This is a genomic window from Mycobacterium sp. IS-1496, assembly GCF_001499995.1.
In the GTDB taxonomy this organism is placed as follows: Bacteria; Actinomycetota; Actinomycetes; order Mycobacteriales; family Mycobacteriaceae; genus Mycobacterium.
Map to the genome: position 1 here is coordinate 47,758 of NZ_LQIU01000008.1, position 24,730 is coordinate 72,487.

Consider the following 24,730-nt stretch of genomic DNA (forward strand, 5'->3'; position numbering starts at 1 on the left):
CGGTGCGGGTTCGCTTATCGGATATTGACGAACAAAGAACGAAATTCGGTTCCGACCGGTGAGGTGCTTGACGCTTCAACGGACTCTGGCTTTCTCGCGCTCGGGCGGCGAATACTTGGGCGGTCGAGGAGGTCTCCATGACCGAGAACTGTGATGTCTGCATCGTCGGTGCCGGCCTGGCCGGCCTCAACGCCCTCTATGCCGCGAGCCGGCACCTCGCGCCGGATCAGCGGATCATCCTCGTCGACCGCAGGCGGCGCGTCGGCGGGATGTGGGTCGACACGTACCCGTATGTCCGCCTGCACCAGCCGCACGGCATGTTCACCGCGGGCGACATCGCCTGGACGCTCGGCCGCGATCGGTCGTACCTCGCGACGAAGGACGAGGTGCTCGACCATATGCAGCACTGCCTCGACGAGATCCGCACGCGTGTGCGGGTCGACGAGTTCTACGGCTGGGACATGGTCGACGACGTGGAGGCCGGTGGCCGGGTCCGCGTCTCTTGCCTGTCGGCCGACGGCGCATCGCTGGAGATCGACGCCGCGAAGCTGGTGAAGGCCTACGGTTTACGCGTCACACCGAACGATCCGCTGCCGATCTCGAGTGAGCGCGTGCATTCGGTGTCCCCGGACTACTGCGACGTGCACACCGGCGAGATAGCCGACGGCTCAACGCCGGTCTGGATCATCGGCGGCGGGAAGACCGCGATGGACACCGCCCACGCGCTGATCACTCGATGTCCCGGACGGGAGGTCAACCTGGTCGCCGGTGGCGGCACGTTCTTCCAGTGCCGCGACAAGTTCTTCCCCACCGGGGTGCGGAGGTGGGTCGGCGGAACCCTCGTCAGCACGCTGGGAGTTCAGGCGTCCCGGCGGTTCGACGGCACGAACGAGGACGAGGTCTGGCGCTGGCACCGCGCGCGGTACGGCACCTGGGTCACTCCCCGCACCACGAACTTCCTGCTGGGCGTGTTGTCGGAGGCCGAGTGCAAAACCATCGCCGAGGGTCTGCACTCGGTGACCATGGACTACTTCCTCGACGCCGTCGATCGAGGCGACGGGGTCGAGTTGACGTTCCGCAGCGGTGAGGGCATCCCCGTCGCACCCGGAAGCTGGATCGTGAACTGCACGGGGTACCTCACCCACCGTGACGATCCGTACGAACCCTACGTGTCCGCGGGCGGTTCGGTGCTGTCGATCCAGGTTCGTTCGGCGACAATGCATCTGAGCTCATACATGGGTTACTTCCTGACGCACATGCTGATGCTCGGCCGGCTGCGTGACACCCCGCTCTACGAACTCGACGTCCAGGACCTGACGAACAAGTCGCGAACGGCGTTCCCGTACACGCTGCTGACCCTCGCGCAGTACAACCTCAGCCTCATGGCGGATGAACTGCCGATGAAGGTGTTCGCCGAGTGCGGGCTGGATTTCGACCTCTGGTACCCGCTGCCGCGCCGGTTGGCGGCGACGGCCAGGTTCATGCTGACGCACCGCAGGCACCGCGACCACCAGCGCCGGGCCCTGGACACGGTCAGGGAGCGGTTCGACCTCCGGTGCGGTCCGCTGAACCAGGGAACGGGCGTGGTGACGTGACCGGTCGAACACCGCTTCGATCAAATCCCGCCACGTCGACACGTGTGTGATTCGCCCCGGCGCGTCACCGGCTCTCGCGCTGCGCGCACACCCGATCGGCACCAGACTGGGCCGATGCCCCGCGACACCATGAGCCGTACCGTCGGCGCCGAACTCGAGATCGAGGTCACCGCACCCACCACGCTCGAGTTCCAGATCGCGCTCGCCGCCCATCCCGGCGCGGACGTGACCGAAGCACTGACGTTCCGTCACAACGGCACATCCGTCGAGGCGCAGGAACTCAGCGGCGAACACGGCACCCGCATCCACAAGTTCGACGCCGCGCAAGGCACGGTGACCGCGTCCTACGAGGCGACGATCCGGGGTCTCGCCGAACCGCCCGAGGTCCGCGAGATCGATCTGTCGACCTATCTGCGACCGAGCCGCTACGCAGAGGCGGACAAGTTCTTCGGCTTCGCCGCAACGGAATTCGGCGACGTCACCGACTCCGGAGCCCTACTGGAGCGGGTGTCGTCGTGGGTGGGTGCCCGCCTCGACTATGTACCGGGATCGAGCGATCCGATCGACGGCGCCGCGGACACCCTGCTGGCCGGCGCGGGGGTCTGCCGTGACTACGCCCACCTGGTCATCGCGATGCTGCGCGCGCTCAACGTCCCGGCCCGCCTGGTCTCCGTCTACGCGCCCGGCTGCAGCCCGATGGACTTCCACGCCGTCGCGGAGGCGCACGTCGACGGGCAGTGGCGGGTGGTCGACGCCACCTGCCTGGCGCCCCGGCAGTCCATGGTGCGCATCGCGACCGGACGCGACGCCGCCGACACCGCGTTCCTCGACAACCACGACGGGTCGATCACCCTGCAGAAGATGACGGTCACCGCGGTGGTCGACGGTGAACTGCCGCGGGACTCGGTGTCCGACCTCGTCACTCTGCGGTGACGCCCAACCAGTGCACCAGTCGGTCGTAGATCTCGGGATGGTTGAGCAGGTCGAAGTGATGCAGACCCGTCATCACCAGACCGTTGTCCGCTTCGAAGGGGATCCGGCGATGTCGTCCCCGCCCGGACGCGCTCGCCGGCCGCACCAGGTGATCGCCCAGAATCAGGCCCACCGGACGCGGCGCGGCCGACGTCGCCACGAAGTGGTAGGACGCACCGGGCAGGAACGGCACCTCGTTGCAGCGGTCCCGCAGGAACTCGTCGGGATCCGCCTCGGCCCAGTCGTCGTCCAGGCAGGCGCCGAAACGCAGATCCTTGATGCCGTCGCTGCGCAGGTTGAGGAAGTCCGCCAGGGCGCGGGTCTCGCGTAACCGGGCCAACGCCCACGCCGCGGCGTTGACGCCCTTCTCGAGGTCGGCGCCCAGGTGTGGCGAGCCCAGGCACACCACCTGGCGCACCCGCCGGGTCCAGTCGTCGCCGTTCTCGTCGCCGTAGTGGCACGCGCTGCGCACCACCAGCCCGCCCATCGAATGCCCGACCAACGCGAGGTCGGACACCGGGACCGGCCACGCCTCGGTCAACGACACCAGCAGTTCGTCGAGCGCATGCCCGTTGTCCGAGATGTGCAGGCCGGTGTTGTACCGGACGTCGACCGGGGTGAAGCCGAGGTCGTCGCGCAGCCGCGCACCGTACGGCCGCGGGTCCGGCGCCTCGACGGACGCACGCGGGGGCCGCCGCCACGACGATTCGGTCTGGCACAGGCCGTGGACGAAGACGACGATGCGGTCCGTCGCCTCGGGAAACGCCTCGGCGAGCGGCGCAGGCGCCGGATCCACGCTGCGCCCGTCGACCCGCACCGCCATCGTCGTGGCCAGCGCATTGCCGCGGGAGGCGAGTTCGTCGCCGTAGATGCCGTTGAGCGCGGCGATCGCCTCCGCGACGGCAGGTGTCCGGTCGATCGGCGTCTCGTCGTCGAAGCGTGTCGCCGCAAGCGCGCCGACAGCCTGGGGCACGCGTTGCCCCGTGGTGCCGATGGCGGTGTAGACGGCCTGGGCGATCGCGTCGTGGATCATCTCGACCGGCCGGGCGGCGGGGCCGACGGAGGCGAACACCCGACTCGCGATGCCGGTGTGCATGCCCCGGACGATGTCGTGCAGGACGGTGACGCCCTCGGCGGCGACTTCGCCGAGGGCCCTGATCTCAGTGGCGCGCATGTCCCTGTGTACCCGGATACGGGTGCCGGTCACGGTCGATCGCCAATGGGCTCAGCGCCAGGCCGGTGAGGAAGGCGCTCAGGTGACCCACCTCGGTGAACGTCGGCCGGACGACCGCGTTGGCCGCGAGCACCGCCACCCCGGCGGCCCGCGCACGGGCCCGGTGCCGGCGCGGCAGGTACGCAAACAGCGTTCCCGCGACGCCCAGCAGGAAATAGCTGACCCCCACGTCGTGGGCGTCGGCCAGCCGTGGCGGCGCCTGTTCGGCGCGGATGGACCGGCGCAGGTATCCCTGCCCGAGATAGGTGCCGGTGATGTGCGCGGCGGTGCCGACCATGAGCCACCGCTGGGTTCCCAGGCGACGCTCGGCCGGGGCGAGGACGGCGGCGAACGGCGGGACATACGGCCACCACCTCCGGCCGTCGAGCCAGAACAGGCTGGCCGCCAGCACCCGCGTCGGCTCCTCGGAGAGGTGGTGCAGATTGGTCGACTGGCTGCGCAGCAGTTGTGCGCGCGAACCGCCCGCGGCCCGCTGCACCCGCGTGGTGACCGCGAGGACGGCCAGCCATATGAACGTCGCCGGCGCGCCGGCCAGACCACGTCCGACCACTCCCCGAGCACGTGCCACCTTGTGAATCTACCGGTCAGCCGGCGTGCAGCGTCTCCTGCGGATTCTGGCCGTAGGAGCCGCGGTAGAGCTCCTCGAACGTCGGCAGATATGGGAAACCCCAGCGGGCGGCGATCGAGAAGACCGACGTCGACTCCGGGTCGTGGTCGAGCAGGTCCCGGTGGGCACGATCGAGCCGGATGCGGCGCAGATGGTCCAGCGGACCCACCCCGAGATGGCGCCGGAACAGATAGATCACCCCGTCGGGGGTGAGCTCGACCGCGGCGGCGATGTCTGCCACGCCGATGTCCGTGGCGGCGCGGTCCTCCATGTAGGCGATGGCCCGGCGCAGGTAGTTGGGGACCAGCCGGCCCGGGTGTTCGGTGCCGGGTGTCCTGGTGACGGGGAAGATCTCGAGCACCCGGGCGGCCAGCATGCGGCCGGCCTTGCCCAGCGTGATCGGGTTGGCGGTGTCCGGGTCGTCGAGCAACCGCTCGACGGTGTCGAGCGTGGCCACCCACTTCGCGGCGGCGGCGGCGTTGACGGGGTTGCCCGACATGAATCGCAGCGACGACGGCGCGACGCCTGCGGATTCCGCCAGCACCCGCACCGGGATCGTCACGGTGTGCGACGAGGCGTGATCGGCGTGGCACCGGTAACGCGCGCCGGGGAAGTTGGACATGAACACGTCGCCGCGCCGGTAGGAGACACCGTGAGCGTCGCTGTTCGCGGTCACCGTCCCGGCTTGCAGCGCCGCGATGACCACGCCGCCGTAGTCCTCGACGTCGAACTGCAGGTTGGCGGGCAGCCGCACATCGTGACACTCGAACGTGGAGGTCTGGCGACGCTCGACGCTGAGCTGACGGGTGGCGGCCCTCGACTCGCGCAGCACGAGGCTGGCGCCGTATTCGGCCTGTAGGTGATCGTGGGCCTCGGCGAGGTCGGGAGTGGCCCACGATGCCCGGCGGACGAGGGTTCCGGTGTGTGTCTGCACTCCGCCCCCTTCCACGGCGGCCGATCGATCAGCGGGTCAGCCGCGCACGGTGATCACCATAACCGCACTCATGGCGGGAACGCGAAAATTTGCCCAAATCTTGTCGAACTCGAAATCAAGCGCTCTTGAGCCGGATCTTCCAGCGAACGAACCCGACGTAGGCGAGGCTCAACACGGCCAGCATGCCCATGTCGAACCACCACGCCGACCCGGTGTGCTCCCAGTGCGAATCCTTCGGTGTCAGCGGACCGGGGACCAGCTTGATCAGGTCCACCGTCGATGCCGACGCGGCGAAGCCCCACCGCGCGGGCGTGATCCAGGACAGCTGGTCGAGCACCAGCCGGTCGGTCACCGGGATCATGCCGCCGGAGAACACCAGCTGGCTCATCACCGCGACGACCAGCAGCGGCATGATTTGCTCGTTGGACTTCGCCAGCGCCGACAGTGCCAGGCCCACCATCGCCGCGGTCACCGTCGTGGCGGCCATCACGACGAACAGCTCGGCGGTCGGGCTGAGGAACGTCAGCGCCCCCTGGGTGGGTGCCCCCTTACCCGCGATGGTGATCGCCGTGACGATCGTGGACTGCAGGATCGCGAACACCGCGTAGATGCACACCTTGGCCAGCAGGTACGCCGTGGTGGACAGGCCGACGGCCTGTTCCCTCCGGAAGATGGCTCGCTCGCCGATGAGGTCGCGGACCGTCAGCGCGGTGCCCATGAAGATCGCACCGACGTTGAGCAGCACCAGGATCTGGCCGGGTTCGTTCGGGGCGTCGCCCATCGGATCGGGCACCCCGAACCCGACGGTGCCGGGCACCGACAGCGACAGCACCCCCATGATGAACGGCAGCAGCGCCAGGAAGATGAAGTAGCCGCGGTCGGAGACGATCAAGCGCATCTGGCGCCGCGCGATGGTCGAGAACTGCCGTCGCAGGCTCGTCTTCGAGGGTTCGCCCAGGTTGCTGGGTTCGTCCTCGGTCGCCGGCTGGTCCGGTGGCGGACCGTTCAGCGCGAGGAACCGCTGATTGGCCCCCTCCGGATCGCTGGCCACCGAGCTGAAGATGTCGGCCCAGTTCGTCGTGCCCATCGAGCGGCCGATCTCACTGGGCGGACCGCAGAACGCGGTCTTACCGCCCGGCGCCAGCAGCAGCACCTGGTCGCAGACGTCCAGATAGGTCAGCGAGTGGGTGACCACCAGCACGACGCGGCCCGCGTCGGCCAGTTGCCGCAGCATGGTCATGACCTGGCGATCCAGCGCCGGGTCCAGCCCGGACGTCGGCTCGTCGAGGATCAGCAGCGACGGGCCGGTCAGCAGTTCCAGCGCCACCGAGGCACGCTTGCGCTGGCCGCCGGACAGCTTGTCCACGCGGGTCTCGAGGTGCTTGGTCATCTCGAGTTCCTCGAGGACCTGCATGACGACCTGTTCGCGGTCCTCTTTGGTGGTGTCCGGGGGCAGCCGCAGTTCGGCCGCGTACATCAGCGCCTGTTTGACGGTCAGCTGACCGTGCACGACGTCGTCCTGGGGCACCATGCCGATCCGTGACCGCAGCGAGGCGTACTCCGCGTGGATGTTGTGGCCCTCGAACGTCACCGATCCCGCGGTGGGATGGGTGTAGCCGGCGACCAGGCGCGCGAACGTCGACTTGCCCGCGCCGGACGGCCCGATGACCGCGGTCAGCGTGCCGGGACGGGCGGTCAGCGAGATGTTGTCCAGCAGCGTCTTGTTGTTCTCGATCGTCCATGTGACCGCGCGCGCGTCGAGGCCGCCGGTGGCGGTGGCGGCGGCGGTCTCCGTCCGCCGGGCCAGCGTGCCACCGCTGAAGACCAGGTCGATGTTGCCGATGGTGACCACGTCGCCGTCGTGCAGCAGTGCCGACTCGACGCGGGCACCGTTGACGAAGGTGCCGTTGATGCTGCGGGCGTCGATGATCTCGGTGCCGCCGGCCGCGGGCACCAGCGAGGCGTGATGGCGCGAGGCCAGCACGTCGGGGATGACGATGTCGTTGTCGCTCGCGCGGCCGATCTTGATGGCTCCGGCGGGTGCCTCCGGCGCCCGGCCCGGCCGCAGGATCTTGAGCATGCTCGTGGCGAGGTTTCCGCCCGCGTCACCGGAGCGCGGAGCGGCCGTCGGGCCCATCCGGGTGACGGGTTCGAGCGCGGCCTGCTCGGACAGCGGCGGCGACATGGCGGCGGCGGGGGCCGGTGGGCGCGTCCGCGGCTGCGGCCCGGACGGATAGTGCGGCTGGGGTCCGGACGGATAGTGCGGCTGGGCCCCGGTCGGGTAGCGCGGCTGCGGCCGCGACATCGGGGGAGGCGGGGGCGCCGACGGTGTCCACCCTCCGGTGGCGGCCCGCGCGACGGGGACGGCGGTGGTCTGCGGCGGCCGTCCCGCCGAACCCTGGTGGCGGCCGACATCGAACGTCAGCTGCGGGCCGTCGGGGTTGCCGATGTTGAGGCTCTGCCCGTCGCGGATGTCGACGGCGGGCACGCGCCTGCCGTTGACGAACATGCCGTTGAGGCTGCCGTTGTCGATGGCCACCCAGCGGCCCTGGTCGAATCGCAGCACCAGGTGCGCGCGCGAGATCAAGGGGTGGGCGATACGTACGTCGGCCCGCAGATCCCGGCCGATGACAACGTCGTTGCCAGGGGCGAACGTGCGGGTGGATCCTTCGTACCGAACGGTCAGCGCAGGTGGGGACGGTCGGCTCATCGGGACCAACTGTATAGGTAGCGCAGGCGAACCCGGCTCATGATCACCTCGCGTCGGCGAGGCTCGGCACCGCGGCCTCCGGGTAACGGTCGCCGGCGTCCCACACGTCCCACGTCTGCACGCCCCAGAACACGGCGAACTCGACGATCAGGGCCAACTCGACGAGGAAGACGCCGAATCTCACGTCGGCCAGCAGGAGTACGACCGCGAGGACGACCGTCGCCAGCATCACCGTGGCGTGCGCGGCGTAGAAGCGGGCCCGCCGGTGACGGTCGGCGGCGCGGGCGTAGCAGGCGTGGTAGACGGCCACCAGCACGATGCCGAGGAAGAAGGCGACCGCGGCGATGATGTGCGCGTGGTCGAGGAACCAATCCCACAAGGACAGCGGTGCGCCGGCGACGAAGAGCACGAACAGCGCCTTGGGCAACCACGGCTCGATGCGCAGCAGCACCGCGGCGATGCGCTTCCACACCGAGGGGGCCGACGCGCAGTCGAAAGGTTCGGCGGTGGGCCCGGGCTGTGGCGCGCGCCACCGCTGCAACGCCAGGTACAGCGCACATCCGGCGCCCGCGGCGGCGAACAGCGCGACGATGTTGTTGGCGACGGCGCCGAACGGATCGGTCTCGCTCGGCAGCCACGGCTGGCACAGCCCCTCGGCGTCGGTCGGGATCAGCGCGACGACGAAGGCCAGGAAGCCGGAGAAGTTCAGCAGCGCGTCCTCGCCGAGACGGCTGCCCTGATAGGCGATGAGGCAGATGCCGGCGGCGCACAGCGCGGCGACGAACACGGCGTGCGTGCGTGTGTAGTAGAACGCACTGATCGAACTCTGCAGGCAGGTGTCCTGCCAGGTGAGGCCGACGGAGACCAGCAGGAAGACGACCAGCGCGACCAGGCCCACCCGCACGTAGCGGTAGGTGACCATGGCGTCGCGGTCCGCCTTCACGGCGTCAGCCGAGCACGGGCAGCGAATCCGGCGCGCCGGTCACCACACAGTGGGTGTGGCTGTAGATCGTCGCCATGCACTTGTTGCAGTGCGTGCACGCCGAGCGCACCGAGCCGGGAGCCGCCTCGGCCTTGATCCGGTTGATCAGGTCGGGTTCGGCGAGCAGGGCGCGGCCCATCGCGACGAACTCGAATCCCTCGGCCATCGCCAGGTCCATCGTCTCGCGATTGGTGATGCCGCCCAACAGGATCAGCGGCATCGTGAGCTCGGCGCGGAACTTCCTGGCCTTGTCCAGCAGGAACGCCTCGCGGTAGGGGTACTCCCGGAAGAACTTCTTGCCGGTCATCCGGATGCCCCAGCTCAGCGGCGGCTTGAACGCACTGGCGAACTCCTTGACCGGAGCGTCGCCGTGGAACAGGTAGAGGGGGTTCACCAGCGAACTGCCCGCGGTGAGTTCCAGGGCGTCGAGGCCGCCGTCCTCCTCGAGCCACTTGGCGGTCTGCAACGACTCCTCGAGCGGGATCCCGGCGCGCACACCGTCGGTCATGTTGAGTTTCGCGGTGACCGCGATCTGGTTGCCGACGGCGTCCCGCACGGCCCGCACCACGCCGCGCGCGACCTTGGCCCGGTTCTCCAGCGATCCGCCGTACTCGTCCCTGCGCTTGTTGATCAGCGGGCTCAGGAACGAGCTGGCCAGGTAGTTGTGGCCGAGATGCACCTCGACGGCGTCGAATCCGGAGTCGATCGCCAGGCGTGCGGCGTTGGCGTGCGCCGCGGTGACGTCGGCGATGTCCTGGCGGCTGGCCTTCTTGGCGAAGCGCATCGACAGCGGATTGAAGAACCGCACCGGCGCCAGCGCCTTGGCCTTGTTGGTGCGCGAGTTGGCCACCGGGCCGGCATGCCCGATCTGTGCGCTGATCGCCGCGCCTTCGGCGTGCACCGCGTCGGTGAGGCGGCGCAGGCCTGGAATCGCCTCGGGCCGCATCCAGATCTGCCAGCCGTCGGTCCGCCCGCCGGGCGCCACCGCGCAGTAGGCGACCGTGGTCATGCCGACGCCGCCGGCCGCAGGCAGCCGGTGATAGTGGATGAGGTCGTCGGTGACCAGCGCGTTCGGCGTCGCCGCCTCGAAGGTGGCGGCCTTGATGATGCGGTTGCGCAGGGTCACCGGGCCGAGCTTGGCCGGGGTGAACACATCGGGCTGGGTGTCCATACCGGCAGCCTGCCACAATGTCTGGCGTGGGTGCGATAACGCTCGATGGGAAAGCCACGCGGGACGAGATCTTCGTCGACCTCAAGGAACGGGTGGCGGCGCTCACCGAACAGGGGCACACACCGGGGCTGGGGACGGTCCTGGTCGGCGACGATCCCGGTTCCCAGGCGTACGTGCGCGGAAAGCACTCCGACTGCGCGAAGGTCGGCATCAACTCGATCCGCCGCGATCTGCCCGCCGACATCGGTCAGGCCGAACTCGACGCGACGATCGACGAGCTCAACGCAAACCCCGAATGCACCGGCTACATCGTGCAGTTGCCGCTGCCCCGACACCTCGACGAGAACGCCGCGCTCGAGCGCATCGACCCGGGCAAGGACGCCGACGGTCTGCACCCGACCAACCTGGGCCGGCTGGTGCTCAACGAGCCCGCACCGCTGCCGTGTACGCCGCGCGGGATCGTCCACCTGTTGCGCCGGTACGAAGTCGAGATCGCCGGCGCGCACGTCGTGGTGATCGGCCGCGGCGTGACGGTCGGACGCCCGCTCGGGCTGCTGCTGACCCGCCGGTCGGAGAACGCCACGGTCACCCTGTGCCACACCGCGACTCGGCACCTGCCGCAGCTCACCCGCGAGGCCGACATCATCGTCGCCGCCGCCGGGGTGCCGCACATGGTGACCGCGGAGATGGTCCGTCCGGGTGCGGCGGTGATCGACGTCGGGGTCAGCCGCGACGACAGCGGCAAGCTCGTCGGTGACGTCGCCCCGGACGTGTGGGAGGTCGCCGGGCACGTGTCACCAAACCCCGGCGGGGTGGGTCCGCTGACCCGGGCGTTCCTGCTGACCAACGTCGTCGAACGCGCCGAGGTGCTCGCGCGCGCGTGACGCTGCGATGACCGCAAAAGAATTCGCCCGCAAGGTGTTCGCGGGACAATGGCCGATCCTGGCGGTCGGCCTGATCGTCGTGACGGCGTTCGGCCTCGTGGTCGCCGGTTACTGGCGTCGTGGTGCGCTGGTCCTCGCGGTGGGTGTGGGAGTGGCTGCGGCGCTTCGCATCTCGTTGACCGACGAGCGGGCCGGGCTTCTCGCGGTGCGCAGCAAGGCAGTCGACGTCGTGACGACGGCGACGGTCAGCGCGACCATGTTCTACGTCGCGTGGACCATCGACCCGCTGGGCACCAGCTAGATTGAGGCTGCCCTTTCGCCGAGCGTGAGCTCGTGTGCGAGTCCGGGCCGGATCCTCGCGCACAAGCTCACGTTCGGCCGGAGGGTCTACCCCGTCGAGCGGTGCTGACGTTCCGGAGCGACCTCAGGCCACCGTCGCCCTGATGCACACCGTCACGTACGGCAGCGCGAGCCCCGTCGTGTTCACCAACGCAGGATGGGTGGCCAGCAGCTCGCGCACCCGGTCGAGCGTGTGGGTGCGCACGTCCGCGGGCGAGGTGATGCAGTAGCTGCGCGAGGCCACCAGGTCGATGAGCGCCTGGGGTGTCAGGTAATTCGTCCACTCGACGTGGTGGCGCTCCGGGTCGGTGAACGGGCCCGGCAGCGACACCTCGTCGGTGAACGGGTCGTTCTCGTGGCCGATGATGCGGCCCAGATCCTTGACCCAGCCCATCCTCTCGTCACGGGTGTTCCACACCAGCCCGAGCCGCCCGCCCGGCCGCAGCACGCGGGTGACCTCCTTGACGGCGCGTTCCGGGTCGAACCAGTGCCAGGCCTGCGCGACGAGCACCGCGTCGACACTGTCGTCGGCCAGCGGGATCTCCTCGGCGGTCCCCAGCAGCGCCGGGGTGTCGGGCAACGACCGCGTCAGCACCTCGAGCATCTCCGGGATGGGGTCGACGGCGATGACGTCCAGCCCGCGCTCCACCAGACGGGTGGTCAGTTTGCCGGTGCCCGCACCGAGGTCCAGGACGGTGTGGGCGCCGCGCGGCAGCAACCAGTCGATCGCGTCCGGCGGATACGACGGCCTGCCGCGTTCGTAGGCCGCGGCCTGCTCCCCGAAGGACAGCGACGGGTCGGTCACCGGGCCGCCAGCTCCAGCGTGCGCCGGATCAGCTTGCCGACGGCCTCCGTCTCGACCAGGAACCCGTCGTGGCCGTAGATCGAGTCGACGACCTCCAGACCCGGACAGGCCGGCAGCAGTTCGGCCAGCTCCTCCTGCAGCCGTAGCGGGTAGAGCCGGTCGGAGGTGACGCCGCCGACGATCGTCGGCACCCGGCAGCTCTGCAGGGCGGCCCGCACCCCGCCGCGGCCGCGGCCGACGTCGTGGCTCGAGAGCGCGTCGGTCAGCGCGACGTAGGTGCCCGCGTCGAAGCGCTCGACCAGCTTGGCGCCCTGATACTCCAGGTAGCTCTGCACGGCGTACCGTCCGCCGGTCGTCGGGATCTCGTCGCCCTGGGCGTCGTTGCCGAAGCGGTCGTCGAGCTCCAACTCACCGCGGTAGGTCAGATGGGCGAAGCGGCGGGCGATGGCCAGTCCGGTCGACGGCGTGCGCCCCGTGTCGTGGTAGTCGCCACCGCGCCAGTCGGGGTCGGCCTTGATCGCGGCGACCTGGGTGCTCTGCGTGCCGATCTGGTCGGCCGTCGCGCGGGCACCGACGGCGAGGACCAACGCCGCACGGACCGTGTCCGGATGGCCGACGATCCACTCCAGCGCCCGCGCGCCGCCCATGGATCCGCCCACCACCGCGGCGACCTCGGTGATGCCGAGCGCCTCCAGCGCGGCGAGGTCGGCGGTGACCTGGTCGCGGACCGTCACCGCGGGGAACCGCGAGCCGTACGGCCGGCCGTCGGGGGCGATCGAGGACGGTCCGGTGGAGCCGCGGCAGCCGCCGAGGACGTTGGTCGAGACCGCGCACCAGCGGTCGGTGTCGATCGGGGCGCCCGGCCCGGCGACGCCGTCCCACCAGCCCGGGGTGGGGTGGCCGGGTCCGGCGGGTCCGGTGACGTGCGAGTCACCGGTCAGCGCATGGAGCACCATCACGACGTTGTCGCGGTTGGGGGACAGTTCCCCCCACCGCTGCACGGCGATCGACACGTCGTCGAGCACCGCGCCGCTCTCCAGCGTCAGCGGGCCGATGTCGACCACGCCGATCTCACCCTCGGCGGGCAGTGTGGTGATGGGCACGTCAGAAATCGTCACTTGCTGTCTCTTCGGGACTCAGGCGATCGCCTTGGCGGCGGCGAAGCCCTGCTCGAGGTCGGCGAGGATGTCGTCGATGCCCTCGATGCCGACGGCCAGCCGCACCAGGCCGGGCGTGACGCCGCTGGCCAGCTGCTCCTCGGGGCTCAGCTGCGCGTGCGTGGTGGACGCCGGGTGGATCACCAGCGAGCGCACGTCACCGATGTTCGCGACATGGCTGTGCAGCGTGAGCGCGTTGACGAAGGCCTTGCCCGCATCGACGCCGCCGGCCAGCTCGAAAGCCAGCACCGCGCCGGTCCCCTTGGGCGCCAACTTCTTTCCGAGCTCGTACCACGGCGAGCTCGGCAGCCCGGCGTAGTTCACCGACAGTACGTCGTCGTGGCCGGCCAGGTACTCGGCGACGCGCTGGGCATTGGCCACGTGGCGCTCGACCCGCAGGCTCAACGTCTCCAGACCCTGGGCGATCAGGAACGCGTTGAAGGGTGCGGCGGCGCTACCGAGGTCGCGCAGCAACTGGACGCGCGCCTTGAGCGCGTACGCGGGCGCGCCGAGGTCGGCGAACACGACGCCGTGGTAGCTCGGGTCGGGGTCGGTGAAGCCGGGGAACTTGCCGTTGGTCCAGTCGAACGTGCCGCCGTCGACGATCACCCCGGCGATCGCGTTGCCGTGCCCGCCGAGGTACTTGGTGGCCGAGTGGACGACGATGTCCGCACCGTGGGACAGCGGCTGGATCAGGTACGGCGTGGCGATGGTGTTGTCGACGATCAGCGGCACACCTGCGTCATGCGCGACGCCGGCGACCGAAGGGATGTCGAGCACGTCTATCTGCGGATTGGAGATCGTCTCACCGAAGAACGCCTTGGTGTTGGGGCGCACCGCGGCCCGCCACGACTCGAGGTCGTCGGGGTTCTCGACGAAGGTGACCTCGATGCCGAGTTTGGGCAGCGTGTAGTGGAACAGGTTGTACGTGCCGCCGTAGAGCCGCGGGCTGGACACGATGTGATCGCCGGCGCCGGCCAGGTTGAGGATCGCGAAGGTCTCCGCAGCCTGCCCGGAGGACAGGAACAGCGCCGCCACACCACCTTCGAGCGCGGCGATCCGCTGCTCGACGACGTCGGTCGTCGGATTCATGATCCTGGTGTAGATGTTGCCGGTCTCGGCCAGCCCGAACAGCGCCGCGGCGTGGTCGGTGTCGCGGAACGTGTAGGAGGTGGTCTGGTAGATCGGCAGCGCGCGGGCGTTGGTCGCCGCGTCAGGCGTCTGGCCGGCGTGGACCTGTTTGGTCTCGAACGACCACGAGGCGATCAGGTCTTCTGGCGTGCTCATGCGAAACGGACCTCCATCTGTGTCTGGGGGCCCGTCGGTACGGACCCGCGCTTGCCGCGTAGCCGTCACGGCTACCCAACCTGGTCATCACCCGGGGCACCCCACCGCGGTTGGAGGGTTGCCGGCCAGCAAGCCGGGGCTTGACGCTGGCACTCATGACCGCCAGGAAGCTTATCTCACCGCCCGCCGCCCCTGCCACCAGTGATCCCGCGGTGGGCACCAACTGCAGGGAGCCGTGTCTGCGCGGGTGCCTGCCGGGTAGCGTCGTATCCGACAATGCGGAGCTTCGATCTGACGCCGGGAGAACACCACATGAGCGCCGAGCAGCCGACCATCATCTACACGCTGACCGACGAGGCGCCGTTGCTGGCGACATACGGGTTCCTGCCGATCGTCCGGACGTTCGCCGAGCCGGCGGGTATCGCGGTGAAGACCAGCGACATCTCCGTGGCGGCCCGCATCCTGGCCGAGTTCCCCGAGCGGCTGACCGACGAACAGCGCGTCCCGGACAACCTCGGTGAGCTGGGCAAGCTCACCCAGGATCCCGACACCAACATCATCAAACTCCCGAACATCAGCGCCTCGGTGCCGCAGCTGCTGGCCGCGATCAAGGAGCTCAAGGCCAAGGGCTACGACCTGCCCGACTACCCCGGGGATCCCAAGACCGACGAGGAGAAGGAGATCCGGCAGCGCTACGCCAACTGCCTCGGCAGCGCGGTCAATCCTGTTCTGCGCGAAGGTAACTCGGACCGCCGGGCGCCCAAGGCGGTCAAGGAGTACGCCCGCAAGCACCCGCACAGCATGGGGGAGTGGAGCCAGGCGTCACGCACCCACGTGGCGACCATGAAGCACGGCGACTTCTACCACGGCGAGAAGTCGATGACCGTCGACAAGGACCGCAAGGTCAAGATGGTGCTCGAGACGAAGAGCGGCGAGACCATCGTCCTCAAGCCCGAGGTCAAGCTCGATGCCGGCGACATCATCGACAGCATGTTCATGAGCAAGAAGGCGCTCTGCGAGTTCTTCGAAGAGCAGATCGAGGACGCCTACAAGACCGGCGTGATGTTCTCGCTGCACGTCAAGGCCACCATGATGAAGGTCAGCCACCCGATCGTGTTCGGCCACGCGGTGAAGGTGTTCTACAAGGAGGCCTTCGCCAAGCATCAGAAGGTGCTCGACGAACTCGGCGTCAACGTCAACAACGGCATGTCCGACCTCTACGACAAGATCGAATCGCTGCCCGCCTCGCAGCGCGAGGAGATCATCCAGGACATCCACGCCGTCCACGAGCACCGGCCCGAACTGGCCATGGTCGACTCGGCCCGCGGCATCACCAACTTCCACTCACCCAGCGACGTGATCGTCGACGCGTCGATGCCGGCGATGATCCGGCTGGGCGGCAAGATGTACGGCGCCGACGGCCGGACCAAGGACACCAAGGCCGTCAACCCCGAATCGACGTTCTCCCGGATCTACCAGGAGATGGTCAACTTCTGTAAGACCCACGGCCAGTTCGACCCGACGACGATGGGCACCGTGCCGAACGTCGGGTTGATGGCGCAGAAGGCCGAGGAGTACGGCAGCCACGACAAGACGTTCGAGATCCCCGAAGACGGTGTCGCGAACATCGTCGACATCGACACCGGTGAAGTGCTGCTGACGCAGAACGTCGAGACCGGCGACATCTGGCGCATGCCGATCGTCAAGGACGCGGCGATCCGGGACTGGGTGAAGCTGGCCGTCAACCGCGCGCGGGCGTCGGGTATGACCGCGCTGTTCTGGTTGGACACCGAGCGTCCGCACGAGGCCGAGCTGCGCAAGAAGGTCAAGGAGTACCTCAAGGACCACGACACCGAGGGCCTCCACATCCAGATCATGCCGCAGGTGTGGGCCATGCGGTACACCCTCGAGCGGGTGATCCGCGGGCAGGACACCATCGCCGTCACCGGCAACATCCTGCGTGACTACCTGACCGACCTGTTCCCGATCCTCGAGCTCGGCACCAGCGCCAAGATGCTCTCGATCGTGCCGTTGATGGCCGGCGGCGGGCTGTACGAGACCGGGGCCGGTGGCTCGGCGCCCAAGCACGTCCACCAGCTGGTCGAGGAGAACCATCTGCGGTGGGATTCGCTCGGCGAATTCCTCGCGCTCGGGGCGTGCTTCGAGGACATGGGCGCCAAGACCGGCAACAAGCGCGCCATCCTGCTGGGCAAGACCCTCGATTCGGCGATCGGCAAACTGCTCGAGAACGACAAGGGCCCGTCGCGCAAGACCGGCGAGCTCGACAACCGGGGCAGCCAGTACTACCTGGCGCTGTACTGGGCGCAGGAACTCGCCGCCCAGACCGACGACCAGGAACTCGCCGACCACTTCGGGCCGCTGGCCACGTCGCTGGCCGACAACGAGGAGACCATCGTCACTGAACTCAACGCGGCCCAGGGCAGCTCGGTGGACATCGGCGGCTACTACTACCCGGACCGGGAGAAGACCACCGCGGTGATGCGGCCGAGCAAGACCCTCAACGAGGCGTTGGAGGCCGCGACCGTCGCACCGGTCACGGAGGACTAGCGGCCGACGGCCCGGTCTTCGTCGGCCGGGCCGACCACGCGGTCGACGAAGTCGACGATCAGCTTCGCGACGCGGTCCGGCGCCTCGAACATCGGGATGTGGCCGACGCCGTCGAGGTGGCTGAACTTCGTCTCGTCCGGCAGGTGCTTACGGAAGTGGTTGACGAACCGGGGATGCGGCAGTACCCGGTCCTTCTCGCACACCACGAGCTGGGTCGGCACGCCGGTCTCGGTGAGCTCCATCAGCCCGGGCAGCAGCAGCGCCTTGACCAACAGCTGGTAGTAGGCGGCACAGTGGGTGACGTCGTCGATGATGTCGCGCAGATCGTCGTCGTCGATGCCGTCCGGGTAGGCACTGATCGCGACGAACGCCAGTTGCCGGGCCCCCGGCAGCCGCGCCGCGCGCTCCCCGAGCAGCTTGGCGATCACGTACACCGGCAGACCCGCCACGAACTTGGCCACGATCTCGTATTTGGCCGGTGACCACCGGTGCCACCCGCCGGCCGGGGCGATGCCCATCAGCGAACGGGCCCGGCCGCGCCGCTCGAGTTCGAAGGCGACCCAGCCGCCCAGCGAGTTCCCGACGATGTGGGCGGTCTCCCAGCCCAGTTCGTCCATGCGGCGTTCCACGTCGTCGGCCAGTTCGGCGGTGTCGAGGAAGAAGCGGCCTTTGACCCCACCGTTGTGACCCGGCATGGTCGGCGCATAGACCTCGTAGCGGCCGGTGTCGGCGATCGCCGGCGCCACCTTCTTCCACACGTTCTGCGACATCATGAACGGGTGCAGCAGCAGGATCGGTTCGCCGGATCCGACGTGGATCGGTGCGCGTTCGGTCATGCTGCCCGACACTAAAGGTGATACCGCCGGTACCGCAAGGCGGCCGGTCGTGACGCGGGGCTAGGGTCTGGCGCCGTGATAGTCAGCACCATCAACGTCAACGGCATCCGCGCCGCGGTCAGACAACGGTCCCCCGAGAACCTGGGGCTGCTGGCGTGGCTGAAGGAGACCACCGCCGAGGTGGTGTGCCTGCAGGAGACCCGCGCCGACGACGACCAACTGGCCGACGCGCTGGCTCCCGCGCTGGCCGACGGGTGGCACCTCGCCTCGGCCAGCCCCCATGTGAAGGGTCGCAACGGTGTCGCCGTGCTGTCCCGGCACGCCGTCACCGAGCACCGCCGGATGGAGTCCGACGAATTCGGCGACCACGGCCGCTACCTCGAGGTCGACACCGGCGGGCTGACGGTCGCCAGCGTGTACGTCCAGACCGGAGAGGCCGAGACCGACCGGCAGCTGGAGAAGGAACGGTTCATGGCAGCGCTCGCGGCGCGGATGGCGGAGATCCGCGGTGCCGACGCGGTGGTGTGCGGCGACTGGAACATCGCCCACACCGAGAACGACATCAAGAACTGGAAGGGCAACCTCAAGAAGTCCGGATTCCTGCCCGGCGAACGGCAGTGGCTCACCGACCTGCTGGCCACCGGATGGGTGGACGTCGTCCGCGCGCTGCACCCCGACGTCGCCGGACCGTACAGCTGGTGGTCGTGGCGTGGGCGGGCGTTCGACAACGACGCGGGCTGGCGCATCGACTACCAGCTGGCCAGCCCGTCGCTCGCGCCGCGGGCCCACGTCGCCCGGGTGGAACGCGCCGACGCCTATGCGCTGCGGTGGTCGGACCACGCGCCGGTCACCGTCGAATACTCGTAGCCGTCGGCGCGTGGAAGGATCGAGTCACCATGAACTCCCCAGTCGAGACCCCGCCCGCCGTGCCACGTGTCGTCTTCTCGGGTGTGCAACCCACCTCCGATTCGCTGCACCTGGGCAACGCGCTGGGGGCCGTCACGCACTGGACGGCCCTGCAGGACGACTACGACGCGTACTTCTGCGTGGTCGACCTGCACGCGATCACGGTGCCGCAGGATCCCGAGACGCTGCGGTACCGCACGCTGGTCACCGCCGCGCAGTACCTGGCGCTCGGCATCGACCCCGCGCGCAGCACCGTCTTCGTGCAGAGCCACGTGCCCTCCCACACCGAATTGGCCTGGGTGCTGGGCTGTTTCACCGGGTTCGGGCAGGCGTCGCGGATGACCCAGTTCAAGGACAAATCGCAGAAGCAGGGTGCTGACGCCACGACCGTCGGCCTGTTCACCTACCCGGTGCTGATGGCCGCCGACGTGCTGCTCTACGACACCGATCTGGTGCCCGTCGGTGAGGACCAGCGCCAGCACCTCGAACTCGCCCGCGACGTCGCCCAGCGGTTCAACGCGCGGTTCCCGGACACGTTCGTCGTCCCCGAACCGATGATCCCGAAGGCGACCGCGAAGATCTACGACCTGCAGGATCCGACGGCGAAGATGAGCAAGTCGGCGGGCACCGACGCCGGCCTGATCACCCTGCTCGACGATCCGAAGAAGACGGCCAAGAAGATCCGCTCGGCGGTCACCGACAGCGAGCGCGAGATCCGCTTCGACCGTGAGGCCAAGGCGGGGGTCTCGAATCTGCTCACGATCCAGTCCGCGGTCACCGGCACCGACGTCGGCGCGCTCGTCGAGGCCTACCAGGGCCGCGGGTACGGCGACCTGAAGAAGGACACCGCCGACGCGGTGGTCGAGTTCGTCACCCCCATCAAGAACCGCGTCGACGAACTGCTCGCCGATCCGGCCGAACTCGAGGCCGTGCTGGCCGCGGGCGCCGAACGCGCCCGCGATGTGACTGCCAAGACGCTCCAGCGGGTATTCGACCGGCTGGGATTCCTGCCCGCGCGGGCGTAGCGACTGGAGGCTGGGGTGGACGAGGAGCCGGCCAAGCCAGGGGTGGTGGACCGGCTGCGGGCCCGATACGGCTGGTTCGACCACGTCATGCGCGCCCAGGGGCGTTATCAGGACAGCAAGGGCGACTTCTACGCCGCCGGTATCACCTACTTCACGGTGTTCGCACTGTTCCCGCTGATCATGGTCGGCTTCTCCGTCTGCGGCTTCGTACTCGCCAACCGGCCCGGCCTGCTCGCCGACCTGGAGGACCGGATCCGCACCGCGGTCTCCGGCGACATGGGCCAGCAGGTCATCCAGCTGATGAACTCAGCGATCGATTCACGCACGTCCGTCGGTCTGATCGGCCTCGCGACCGCTGCGTGGGCGGGTCTGGGGTGGATGAACAACCTGCGCGAGGCGCTCAGCCAGATGTGGGGTCTGCAGCGCGGCGAGAGCCCCGGGTTCGTCCGCACCAAGCTCTCCGATCTGCTCGCCCTGCTGTCGACGTTCGCGGCGCTCGCGGTGACGATCGGCCTCACCGCGCTGGGCGACAAGCAGCTGATGCGCAAGGTGCTGGCCTGGCTGCAGATACCCGAACTGCCCGGGCTGAGCTTCGGCCTGCGGATCGCCTCGCTGGTGGTGTCGATCCTGGTGTCGTGGCTGCTGTTCACCTGGATCATCTCCCGGCTTCCGCGGGAGTCCACCAGCTTCCGCAGTTCGGTGCGGGCGGGACTGCTGGCGGCGGTGGGGTTCGAGGTGTTCAAGCAGCTCGGCTCGGTCTATCTGCAGTCGGTCATCAGCGGTCCGGCCGGTGCGACGTTCGGGCCCGTCCTGGGCCTGATGGTGTTCGCCTACATCACCTCCCGGCTGATCCTCTTCGCGACCGCGTGGGCGGCCACCTCGCGCGAGAACATGCTCGCCGCTCCGGTGGAACCGCCCAGCCCCGCGCAGATCACCACCCGCGTGCAGGTCCGCGAAGGCGTCGGCGTGCCCGGCGCGGTCGCCGCCGCGGCCGTGGGAGCTATTGGCGCCGTTGGTTTTTCGCGGTTGCGCCGGCGCTAGTGGCCCTGGCTGACCAGCTGCAGGCCGACCACGCAGCCGACGATGCCCAGCATGAGCGCCACTTTGACCACCGAGGCGCTCTCCTCACCGGTCGCCAGCGAGTAGGCGACGGTGAGCGCCGCGCCGACGCCCACCCACACGGCGTAACCCGTGCCGACGGGGATGTCGCGCAGCGCGTAACCCAGGCCACCCATCGAGATCACCACGGCCACACCGAAAACCGCGATGGGGACCGGACGGGTGAAACCCTCCGTCTTGCTCAGCGCGACAGCCCACACCGCCTCGAACGCACCCGAGATGATCAAGATCAACCAGGACACGGCATACCTCCGAAGCGCCGTCTTGTCGCTGGCCGGGTACGGTGCCGCTCGTCCGGTGTCAACTGGTGACCTGTCCACGCTAGCAAAGCGGTAGCGTCGCACCCGATGCCACCGTCCAAGCCCCTGTCGACGCCCTGGTGCCGGGCGATGGGTGTGGACGTGCCCATCGTCAACGCCCCCATGGGCGGCGCCGCCGGGGGCCGGCTCGCCGCGGCGGTGTCGCGCGCAGGCGGCCTGGGGATGGTCGGGATGGGCAGCGCGGCCACCGCCGACCAGCTCGGCGCCGAGTTGGAGGCGCTGGGCACGCTCGACCGTCCGTTCGGCATCGGGCTCGTGCACTGGGTCGTCGAGGCGCGGCCGGATCTGCTGGAGCGGGCCCTGTCGGCCCGGCCGGCGCTGCTGTCGGTCAGTTTCGGCGAGGACTGGTCGTGGGTGGAACGCGCCCATGCGGCGGGCGCCGCCGCCGTGACCCAGGTCGGCACCGTCGCCGCGGCGCTGCGCGCGGTCGACGCCGGCGTCGACGTGCTGGTGGCCCGGGGCGCCGAGGGCGGCGGGCACGGCGAGCCGCGGGTCGGCACGCTGGCGTTGCTGACCGACGTGCTCGACCGCGTCGACGTGCCGGTGCTCGCGGCCGGCGGCATCGCCAACGGGCGTGGCCTCGCGGCTGTGCTCGCCGCGGGCGCCGCGGCCGCGTGGATCGGCACCGTCTTCGCCGCCTGCCCCGAGGCGACGACCCGGCCGGCCGCGCGGGAGGCCATGGTGGCCGCCGAGGGCAGCCAGACCACGCTGACCCGGGCCTTCGACGTCGACAGCGGCTACCCCTGGCCGGCGCACCTTCCCGAACGTGTGCTGACCGACGGCGCGGGCTTGCCGACACCGGTCAACGCGGGGCAGGGTGTGGGCATGGTGGCGGAGGCGGAACCGGCCGCCGACCTGGTCGCGCGCCTGTGCGCGGACGCCGAAGCGCTGCTGCGCCGGTGGGCGTGACCGTCAGTACTGAGGACGCCGATTGAGCGAGCGGGCGGCCATGATCAGCGCGAACACGATGATGCTGCCGATCACGCCCACCCCGACCCGGACGGGCATCGCGTCCGCCGCGGGCAGCACCGCCGCCGCCTGCGCGGCGGCCTCCGTCTCGGCGGTCTCCGGGGTGGGGTCCAGCGACGGATCCGGTTCGATCAGCGACCCCACCTTGGTGCCCTGCGGCAGGCCGAAGCCGTAGTCGAGCAGCCGGGCGGCCTGTTCCCACGGGGCGATCGGCTGACGGCTGCCGCGCAGCAGCACTGCCACCAGGCGGCGGCCGTCGCGCTCGGCGCCGCCGACGAAGGTCTGTCCGGCGTCGTCGGTGAAACCGGTCTTGCCGCCGAGCGCACCCGGGTAGTTGTAGAGCAGCTTGACGTCGTTCTCGATCGGGTAGGGCGGGTTGCCGTCACGGCCCGGGAAGTCGTACGTGCGGGTGGCGACGATCTCGGTGAAAGTCGGGTTGCGCCAGGCGTATCGGTAGAACAGCGCGATGTCGTAGGCCGACGTGCTCATACCCGGGCCGTCGAGGCCGGACGGGGTGGCCACGCGGGTGTCGCGGCCGCCGAGCTTGCCGGCCAGCTGGTTGAGCTTGAGCAGCGCGGTGTCCATACCGCCGAGCTGGCGGGCCAGGGCGTGGGCGGCGTCGTTGCCGGAGTACATCAGCAGCCCGTGCAGCAGATCGTTGACGGTGTAGAGGCCGCCGACGTCCACACCGACGCTGGTGCCCTCGGCCGCGGCGTCCTCGGCAGTGCCCGGCACGGCCTTGGCGAGGTTGAGTTCCTTGAGCGACTGGATCGCGGTCAGCACCTTGATCACGCTGGCCGGGCGGTGGCGGCCGTGCGGATCGCGCGCGGCGATCACGTCGCCGGTGTCCATGTCGGCGACCAGCCACGCCTCGGCGGACACGTCGGCGGGCGCGGGCGGGGCGCCCTGCGCGGTGATGATGCCGCAGCCCGAGAGCGCCTCACCGCCGAGCGGGGTCGCGGGCACCGGCAGCGCGACGGGCGGATCCTGCCCGGGTTTGGGCACCTCGGAGGCGTCGACGGCCGGCGGCGTCGTGACGCGGTACGGGCACGTCGTGGACTGCGGGGCGGGCTGCGCGTCGGCACCCGGCGCGGCGACCAGTGCGGGCGCGATCAGCGTCGACACCGCCGCGGCCAGCGCCGCGACGCGCGTCGTGAGGTTCCGTGAGGCGGCCATCACCGCGGAGATTAAGTGATCGGCGCCCGGTTTGCCCGGAGGCTCGCTGTGACGGATGTGGTCAGTGTGACTCGAAGCGTCGTCAGAGCGTCACGTCGTCAAGGGCGACATGCGCCAGCGCCGACGCGCCGATGCACCCCATCCACAGCCGTCCACCCGACTCGACGAGTCCGGTCACCATCCCGAAGTCGGGGTGGGTGGTTCGCAGTCCGGCGACCACGTCGCCGCTGTCGGGATCGAAGGCCACCGCCCACACCTCGGCGGCGAGTTGCGGGGCGAACCGGTCGGGCAGCAGCCACAGGAGCCGGCGCAACACCGGCGCCCGTGGCGCCAACCCCTCGGCGGCGGCGTTCGGGGGTGAGACCATCGCGACCCAGATCCGGCCGTCGGCGCCGGTCGAGAGGTTGTCGGGGTAGCCGGGCAGGTTCGCGACGAGCGGCGTGACGGTCCCCGCCTGCGGACCGGTCAGCCAGAATTTCGACAGCCGGCGGCCGAGGGTCTCGGCGAACACCAGGGCCGAGCCGTCGGCCGTCACCGTCACGCCGTTGGTGAAGTACAGCCCGTCGGCCAGTGTCGTCACCGTGCCGTCGGGATCGCGGCGGAACAGCCCGCCCCGCCCGCGCGCCTCCAACGCCGCACCTTTGAAGTGCGCATAGGTGAACGCGCTCGTCGACTCGGTGAAATAGATTGTGCCGTCCGATGTTTCGGTGACATTGGAGCAGAACTGCAGGTGGCGACGTCGCGCCGAGTCTGCGGAGCCGCGACCGACGTGCTCGTCGACGTGCTCGACGAGCGGCTCGAGCTCACCGGTCTCGGGTTCCAGTGCCAGCAGACCCCGCGGGCTGTCGCAGATCAGCAGTCGCCCGTCGCGGGCCACCGCGAGGCCGAGCGGGCGTCCGCCGGTGTTCGCGACGACCGTCGGCTCGCCGCCGTCGGGTGCCAGACGCAGGATGCGGCCGTCGTCGACCCCGGTCCACAGCCGGCCCTGCGCGTCGACGACCACGTCCTCGGGCGCATGGCCCGGCACCGGCACGACGGTGACCGCCGGCGCGCGGAGCGGCGGCAGCTCGTCGATCGGCGGCGGCTGCCAGCGGACGGGGGAGATCGGCGGCTTGCGCGTGAAGGCCACGCCGC

Annotated in this window: 22 protein-coding genes and 2 riboswitches; of the genes, 9 read left to right on the forward strand and 13 right to left on the reverse strand. The window is 69.7% G+C overall.

Annotated features, from left to right (window positions below):
- Positions 1-137: 137 nt before the first annotated feature.
- Together AU195_RS05660 and AU195_RS05665 are read left to right on the forward strand one after the other, a co-directional pair.
- The gene (locus AU195_RS05660; RefSeq protein ID WP_059158083.1) at positions 138-1,595 is read left to right on the forward strand and encodes an FAD-dependent oxidoreductase; all 1,458 of its coding nucleotides are present in this window, start codon (positions 138-140) and stop codon (positions 1,593-1,595) included.
- A 114-nt stretch (positions 1,596-1,709) separates the two neighbouring features.
- Positions 1,710-2,528: a transglutaminase-like domain-containing protein gene (locus tag AU195_RS05665; RefSeq protein WP_082702975.1), complete on the forward strand. Its 819-nt coding sequence runs from the start codon at positions 1,710-1,712 to the stop codon at positions 2,526-2,528.
- Here the strand turns inward: AU195_RS05665 and AU195_RS05670 are convergent.
- The 6 genes from AU195_RS05670 to AU195_RS05695 all read right to left on the reverse strand — a co-directional run bounded on the left by AU195_RS05670 (position 2,515) and on the right by AU195_RS05695 (position 10,205).
- Complete coding sequence (locus AU195_RS05670) at positions 2,515-3,741, reverse strand: esterase/lipase family protein (protein WP_059158084.1); 1,227 nt, start codon at positions 3,739-3,741, stop codon at positions 2,515-2,517. The two genes, AU195_RS05665 and AU195_RS05670, sit on opposite strands and share 14 nt — an antisense overlap.
- Complete coding sequence (locus AU195_RS05675; RefSeq protein WP_059158085.1) at positions 3,728-4,369, reverse strand: rhomboid-like protein; 642 nt, start codon at positions 4,367-4,369, stop codon at positions 3,728-3,730. The genes AU195_RS05670 and AU195_RS05675 overlap by 14 nt, the downstream gene beginning before the upstream one ends.
- A gap of 16 nt (positions 4,370-4,385) precedes the next feature.
- Complete coding sequence (locus AU195_RS05680; protein WP_059158086.1) at positions 4,386-5,342, reverse strand: helix-turn-helix domain-containing protein; 957 nt, start codon at positions 5,340-5,342, stop codon at positions 4,386-4,388.
- Between the two features lie 115 nt (positions 5,343-5,457).
- Positions 5,458-8,052, reverse strand: a complete 2,595-nt coding sequence (locus tag AU195_RS05685; protein ID WP_059158087.1) for an FHA domain-containing protein — start codon at positions 8,050-8,052, stop codon at positions 5,458-5,460.
- Between the two features lie 43 nt (positions 8,053-8,095).
- Positions 8,096-8,995: a hypothetical protein gene (locus AU195_RS05690; RefSeq protein ID WP_059158088.1), complete on the reverse strand. Its 900-nt coding sequence runs from the start codon at positions 8,993-8,995 to the stop codon at positions 8,096-8,098.
- A 4-nt stretch (positions 8,996-8,999) separates the two neighbouring features.
- Entirely contained in the window at positions 9,000-10,205 is a 1,206-nt protein-coding gene (locus tag AU195_RS05695) for an NADH:flavin oxidoreductase (protein WP_059158089.1), read from the reverse strand.
- Between the two features lie 26 nt (positions 10,206-10,231).
- Here AU195_RS05695 and AU195_RS05700 point away from each other — a divergent pair, with 26 nt between their 5' ends.
- Both AU195_RS05700 and AU195_RS05705 read left to right on the forward strand, forming a co-directional pair.
- Positions 10,232-11,089, forward strand: a complete 858-nt coding sequence (locus tag AU195_RS05700) for a bifunctional methylenetetrahydrofolate dehydrogenase/methenyltetrahydrofolate cyclohydrolase (protein ID WP_172800484.1) — start codon at positions 10,232-10,234, stop codon at positions 11,087-11,089.
- Between the two features lie 7 nt (positions 11,090-11,096).
- Entirely contained in the window at positions 11,097-11,390 is a 294-nt protein-coding gene (locus AU195_RS05705; protein ID WP_059158091.1) for a DUF3017 domain-containing protein, read from the forward strand.
- A gap of 123 nt (positions 11,391-11,513) precedes the next feature.
- On the opposite strand, the gene AU195_RS05710 is transcribed toward AU195_RS05705, so the two are convergent.
- From AU195_RS05710 to AU195_RS05720, 3 genes are read right to left on the reverse strand one after another with little or no spacing between them, the layout of a single operon-like run.
- On the reverse strand, positions 11,514-12,233 hold the full coding sequence (locus tag AU195_RS05710; protein WP_059158092.1) for a class I SAM-dependent methyltransferase: 720 nt from the start codon (positions 12,231-12,233) through the stop codon (positions 11,514-11,516).
- Positions 12,230-13,351 carry a homoserine O-acetyltransferase MetX gene (gene metX, locus AU195_RS05715; RefSeq protein WP_059158093.1) on the reverse strand — a complete coding sequence of 374 codons (1,122 nt, stop codon included), beginning with the start codon at positions 13,349-13,351 and terminating at the stop codon, positions 12,230-12,232. The genes AU195_RS05710 and metX overlap by 4 nt, the downstream gene beginning before the upstream one ends.
- An 18-nt stretch (positions 13,352-13,369) precedes the next feature.
- Complete coding sequence (locus tag AU195_RS05720; RefSeq protein ID WP_059158094.1) at positions 13,370-14,677, reverse strand: bifunctional o-acetylhomoserine/o-acetylserine sulfhydrylase; 1,308 nt, start codon at positions 14,675-14,677, stop codon at positions 13,370-13,372.
- Between the two features lie 42 nt (positions 14,678-14,719).
- Positions 14,720-14,838, reverse strand: a riboswitch (SAM riboswitch).
- A gap of 151 nt (positions 14,839-14,989) precedes the next feature.
- On the opposite strand from AU195_RS05720, the gene AU195_RS05725 reads away from it, so the two are divergent.
- Entirely contained in the window at positions 14,990-17,245 is a 2,256-nt protein-coding gene (locus AU195_RS05725; protein ID WP_059158095.1) for an NADP-dependent isocitrate dehydrogenase, read from the forward strand.
- Here the strand turns inward: AU195_RS05725 and ephH are convergent.
- Positions 17,242-18,081: an epoxide hydrolase EphH gene (gene ephH, locus AU195_RS05730; protein WP_059158096.1), complete on the reverse strand. Its 840-nt coding sequence runs from the start codon at positions 18,079-18,081 to the stop codon at positions 17,242-17,244. The genes AU195_RS05725 and ephH overlap by 4 nt on opposite strands.
- A gap of 75 nt (positions 18,082-18,156) precedes the next feature.
- Here ephH and AU195_RS05735 point away from each other — a divergent pair, with 75 nt between their 5' ends.
- From AU195_RS05735 to yhjD, 3 genes are read left to right on the forward strand one after another with little or no spacing between them, the layout of a single operon-like run.
- Positions 18,157-18,948 (forward strand): exodeoxyribonuclease III, encoded by a 792-nt coding sequence (locus AU195_RS05735; RefSeq protein WP_059158097.1) that lies wholly within the window; start codon positions 18,157-18,159, stop codon positions 18,946-18,948.
- A 29-nt stretch (positions 18,949-18,977) separates the two neighbouring features.
- Positions 18,978-20,012, forward strand: coding sequence for a tryptophan--tRNA ligase (gene trpS, locus AU195_RS05740; protein WP_059158098.1), 1,035 nt, complete (start codon positions 18,978-18,980; stop codon positions 20,010-20,012).
- A gap of 15 nt (positions 20,013-20,027) precedes the next feature.
- Positions 20,028-21,053 carry an inner membrane protein YhjD gene (gene yhjD, locus AU195_RS05745; protein ID WP_059158099.1) on the forward strand — a complete coding sequence of 342 codons (1,026 nt, stop codon included), beginning with the start codon at positions 20,028-20,030 and terminating at the stop codon, positions 21,051-21,053.
- Here yhjD and AU195_RS05750 read toward each other — a convergent pair.
- Positions 21,050-21,373: a DMT family transporter gene (locus AU195_RS05750; RefSeq protein WP_059158100.1), complete on the reverse strand. Its 324-nt coding sequence runs from the start codon at positions 21,371-21,373 to the stop codon at positions 21,050-21,052. The genes yhjD and AU195_RS05750 overlap by 4 nt on opposite strands.
- Before the next feature lie 11 nt (positions 21,374-21,384).
- Positions 21,385-21,448: riboswitch (guanidine-III (ykkC-III) riboswitch) on the reverse strand.
- Positions 21,449-21,520: 72 nt separating this feature from the next.
- On the opposite strand from AU195_RS05750, the gene AU195_RS05755 reads away from it, so the two are divergent.
- Positions 21,521-22,360: an NAD(P)H-dependent flavin oxidoreductase gene (locus AU195_RS05755; RefSeq protein ID WP_059158101.1), complete on the forward strand. Its 840-nt coding sequence runs from the start codon at positions 21,521-21,523 to the stop codon at positions 22,358-22,360.
- 3 nt (positions 22,361-22,363) lie between these two features.
- Here AU195_RS05755 and AU195_RS05760 read toward each other — a convergent pair whose 3' ends face one another.
- Together AU195_RS05760 and AU195_RS05765 are read right to left on the reverse strand one after the other, a co-directional pair.
- Entirely contained in the window at positions 22,364-23,596 is a 1,233-nt protein-coding gene (locus AU195_RS05760; RefSeq protein ID WP_059158102.1) for a D-alanyl-D-alanine carboxypeptidase family protein, read from the reverse strand.
- Between the two features lie 82 nt (positions 23,597-23,678).
- A complete protein-coding gene (locus tag AU195_RS05765; protein WP_059158103.1) occupies positions 23,679-24,725 on the reverse strand; it encodes an SMP-30/gluconolactonase/LRE family protein in 1,047 nt (348 codons plus the stop codon).
- Positions 24,726-24,730: the final 5 nt, after the last annotated feature.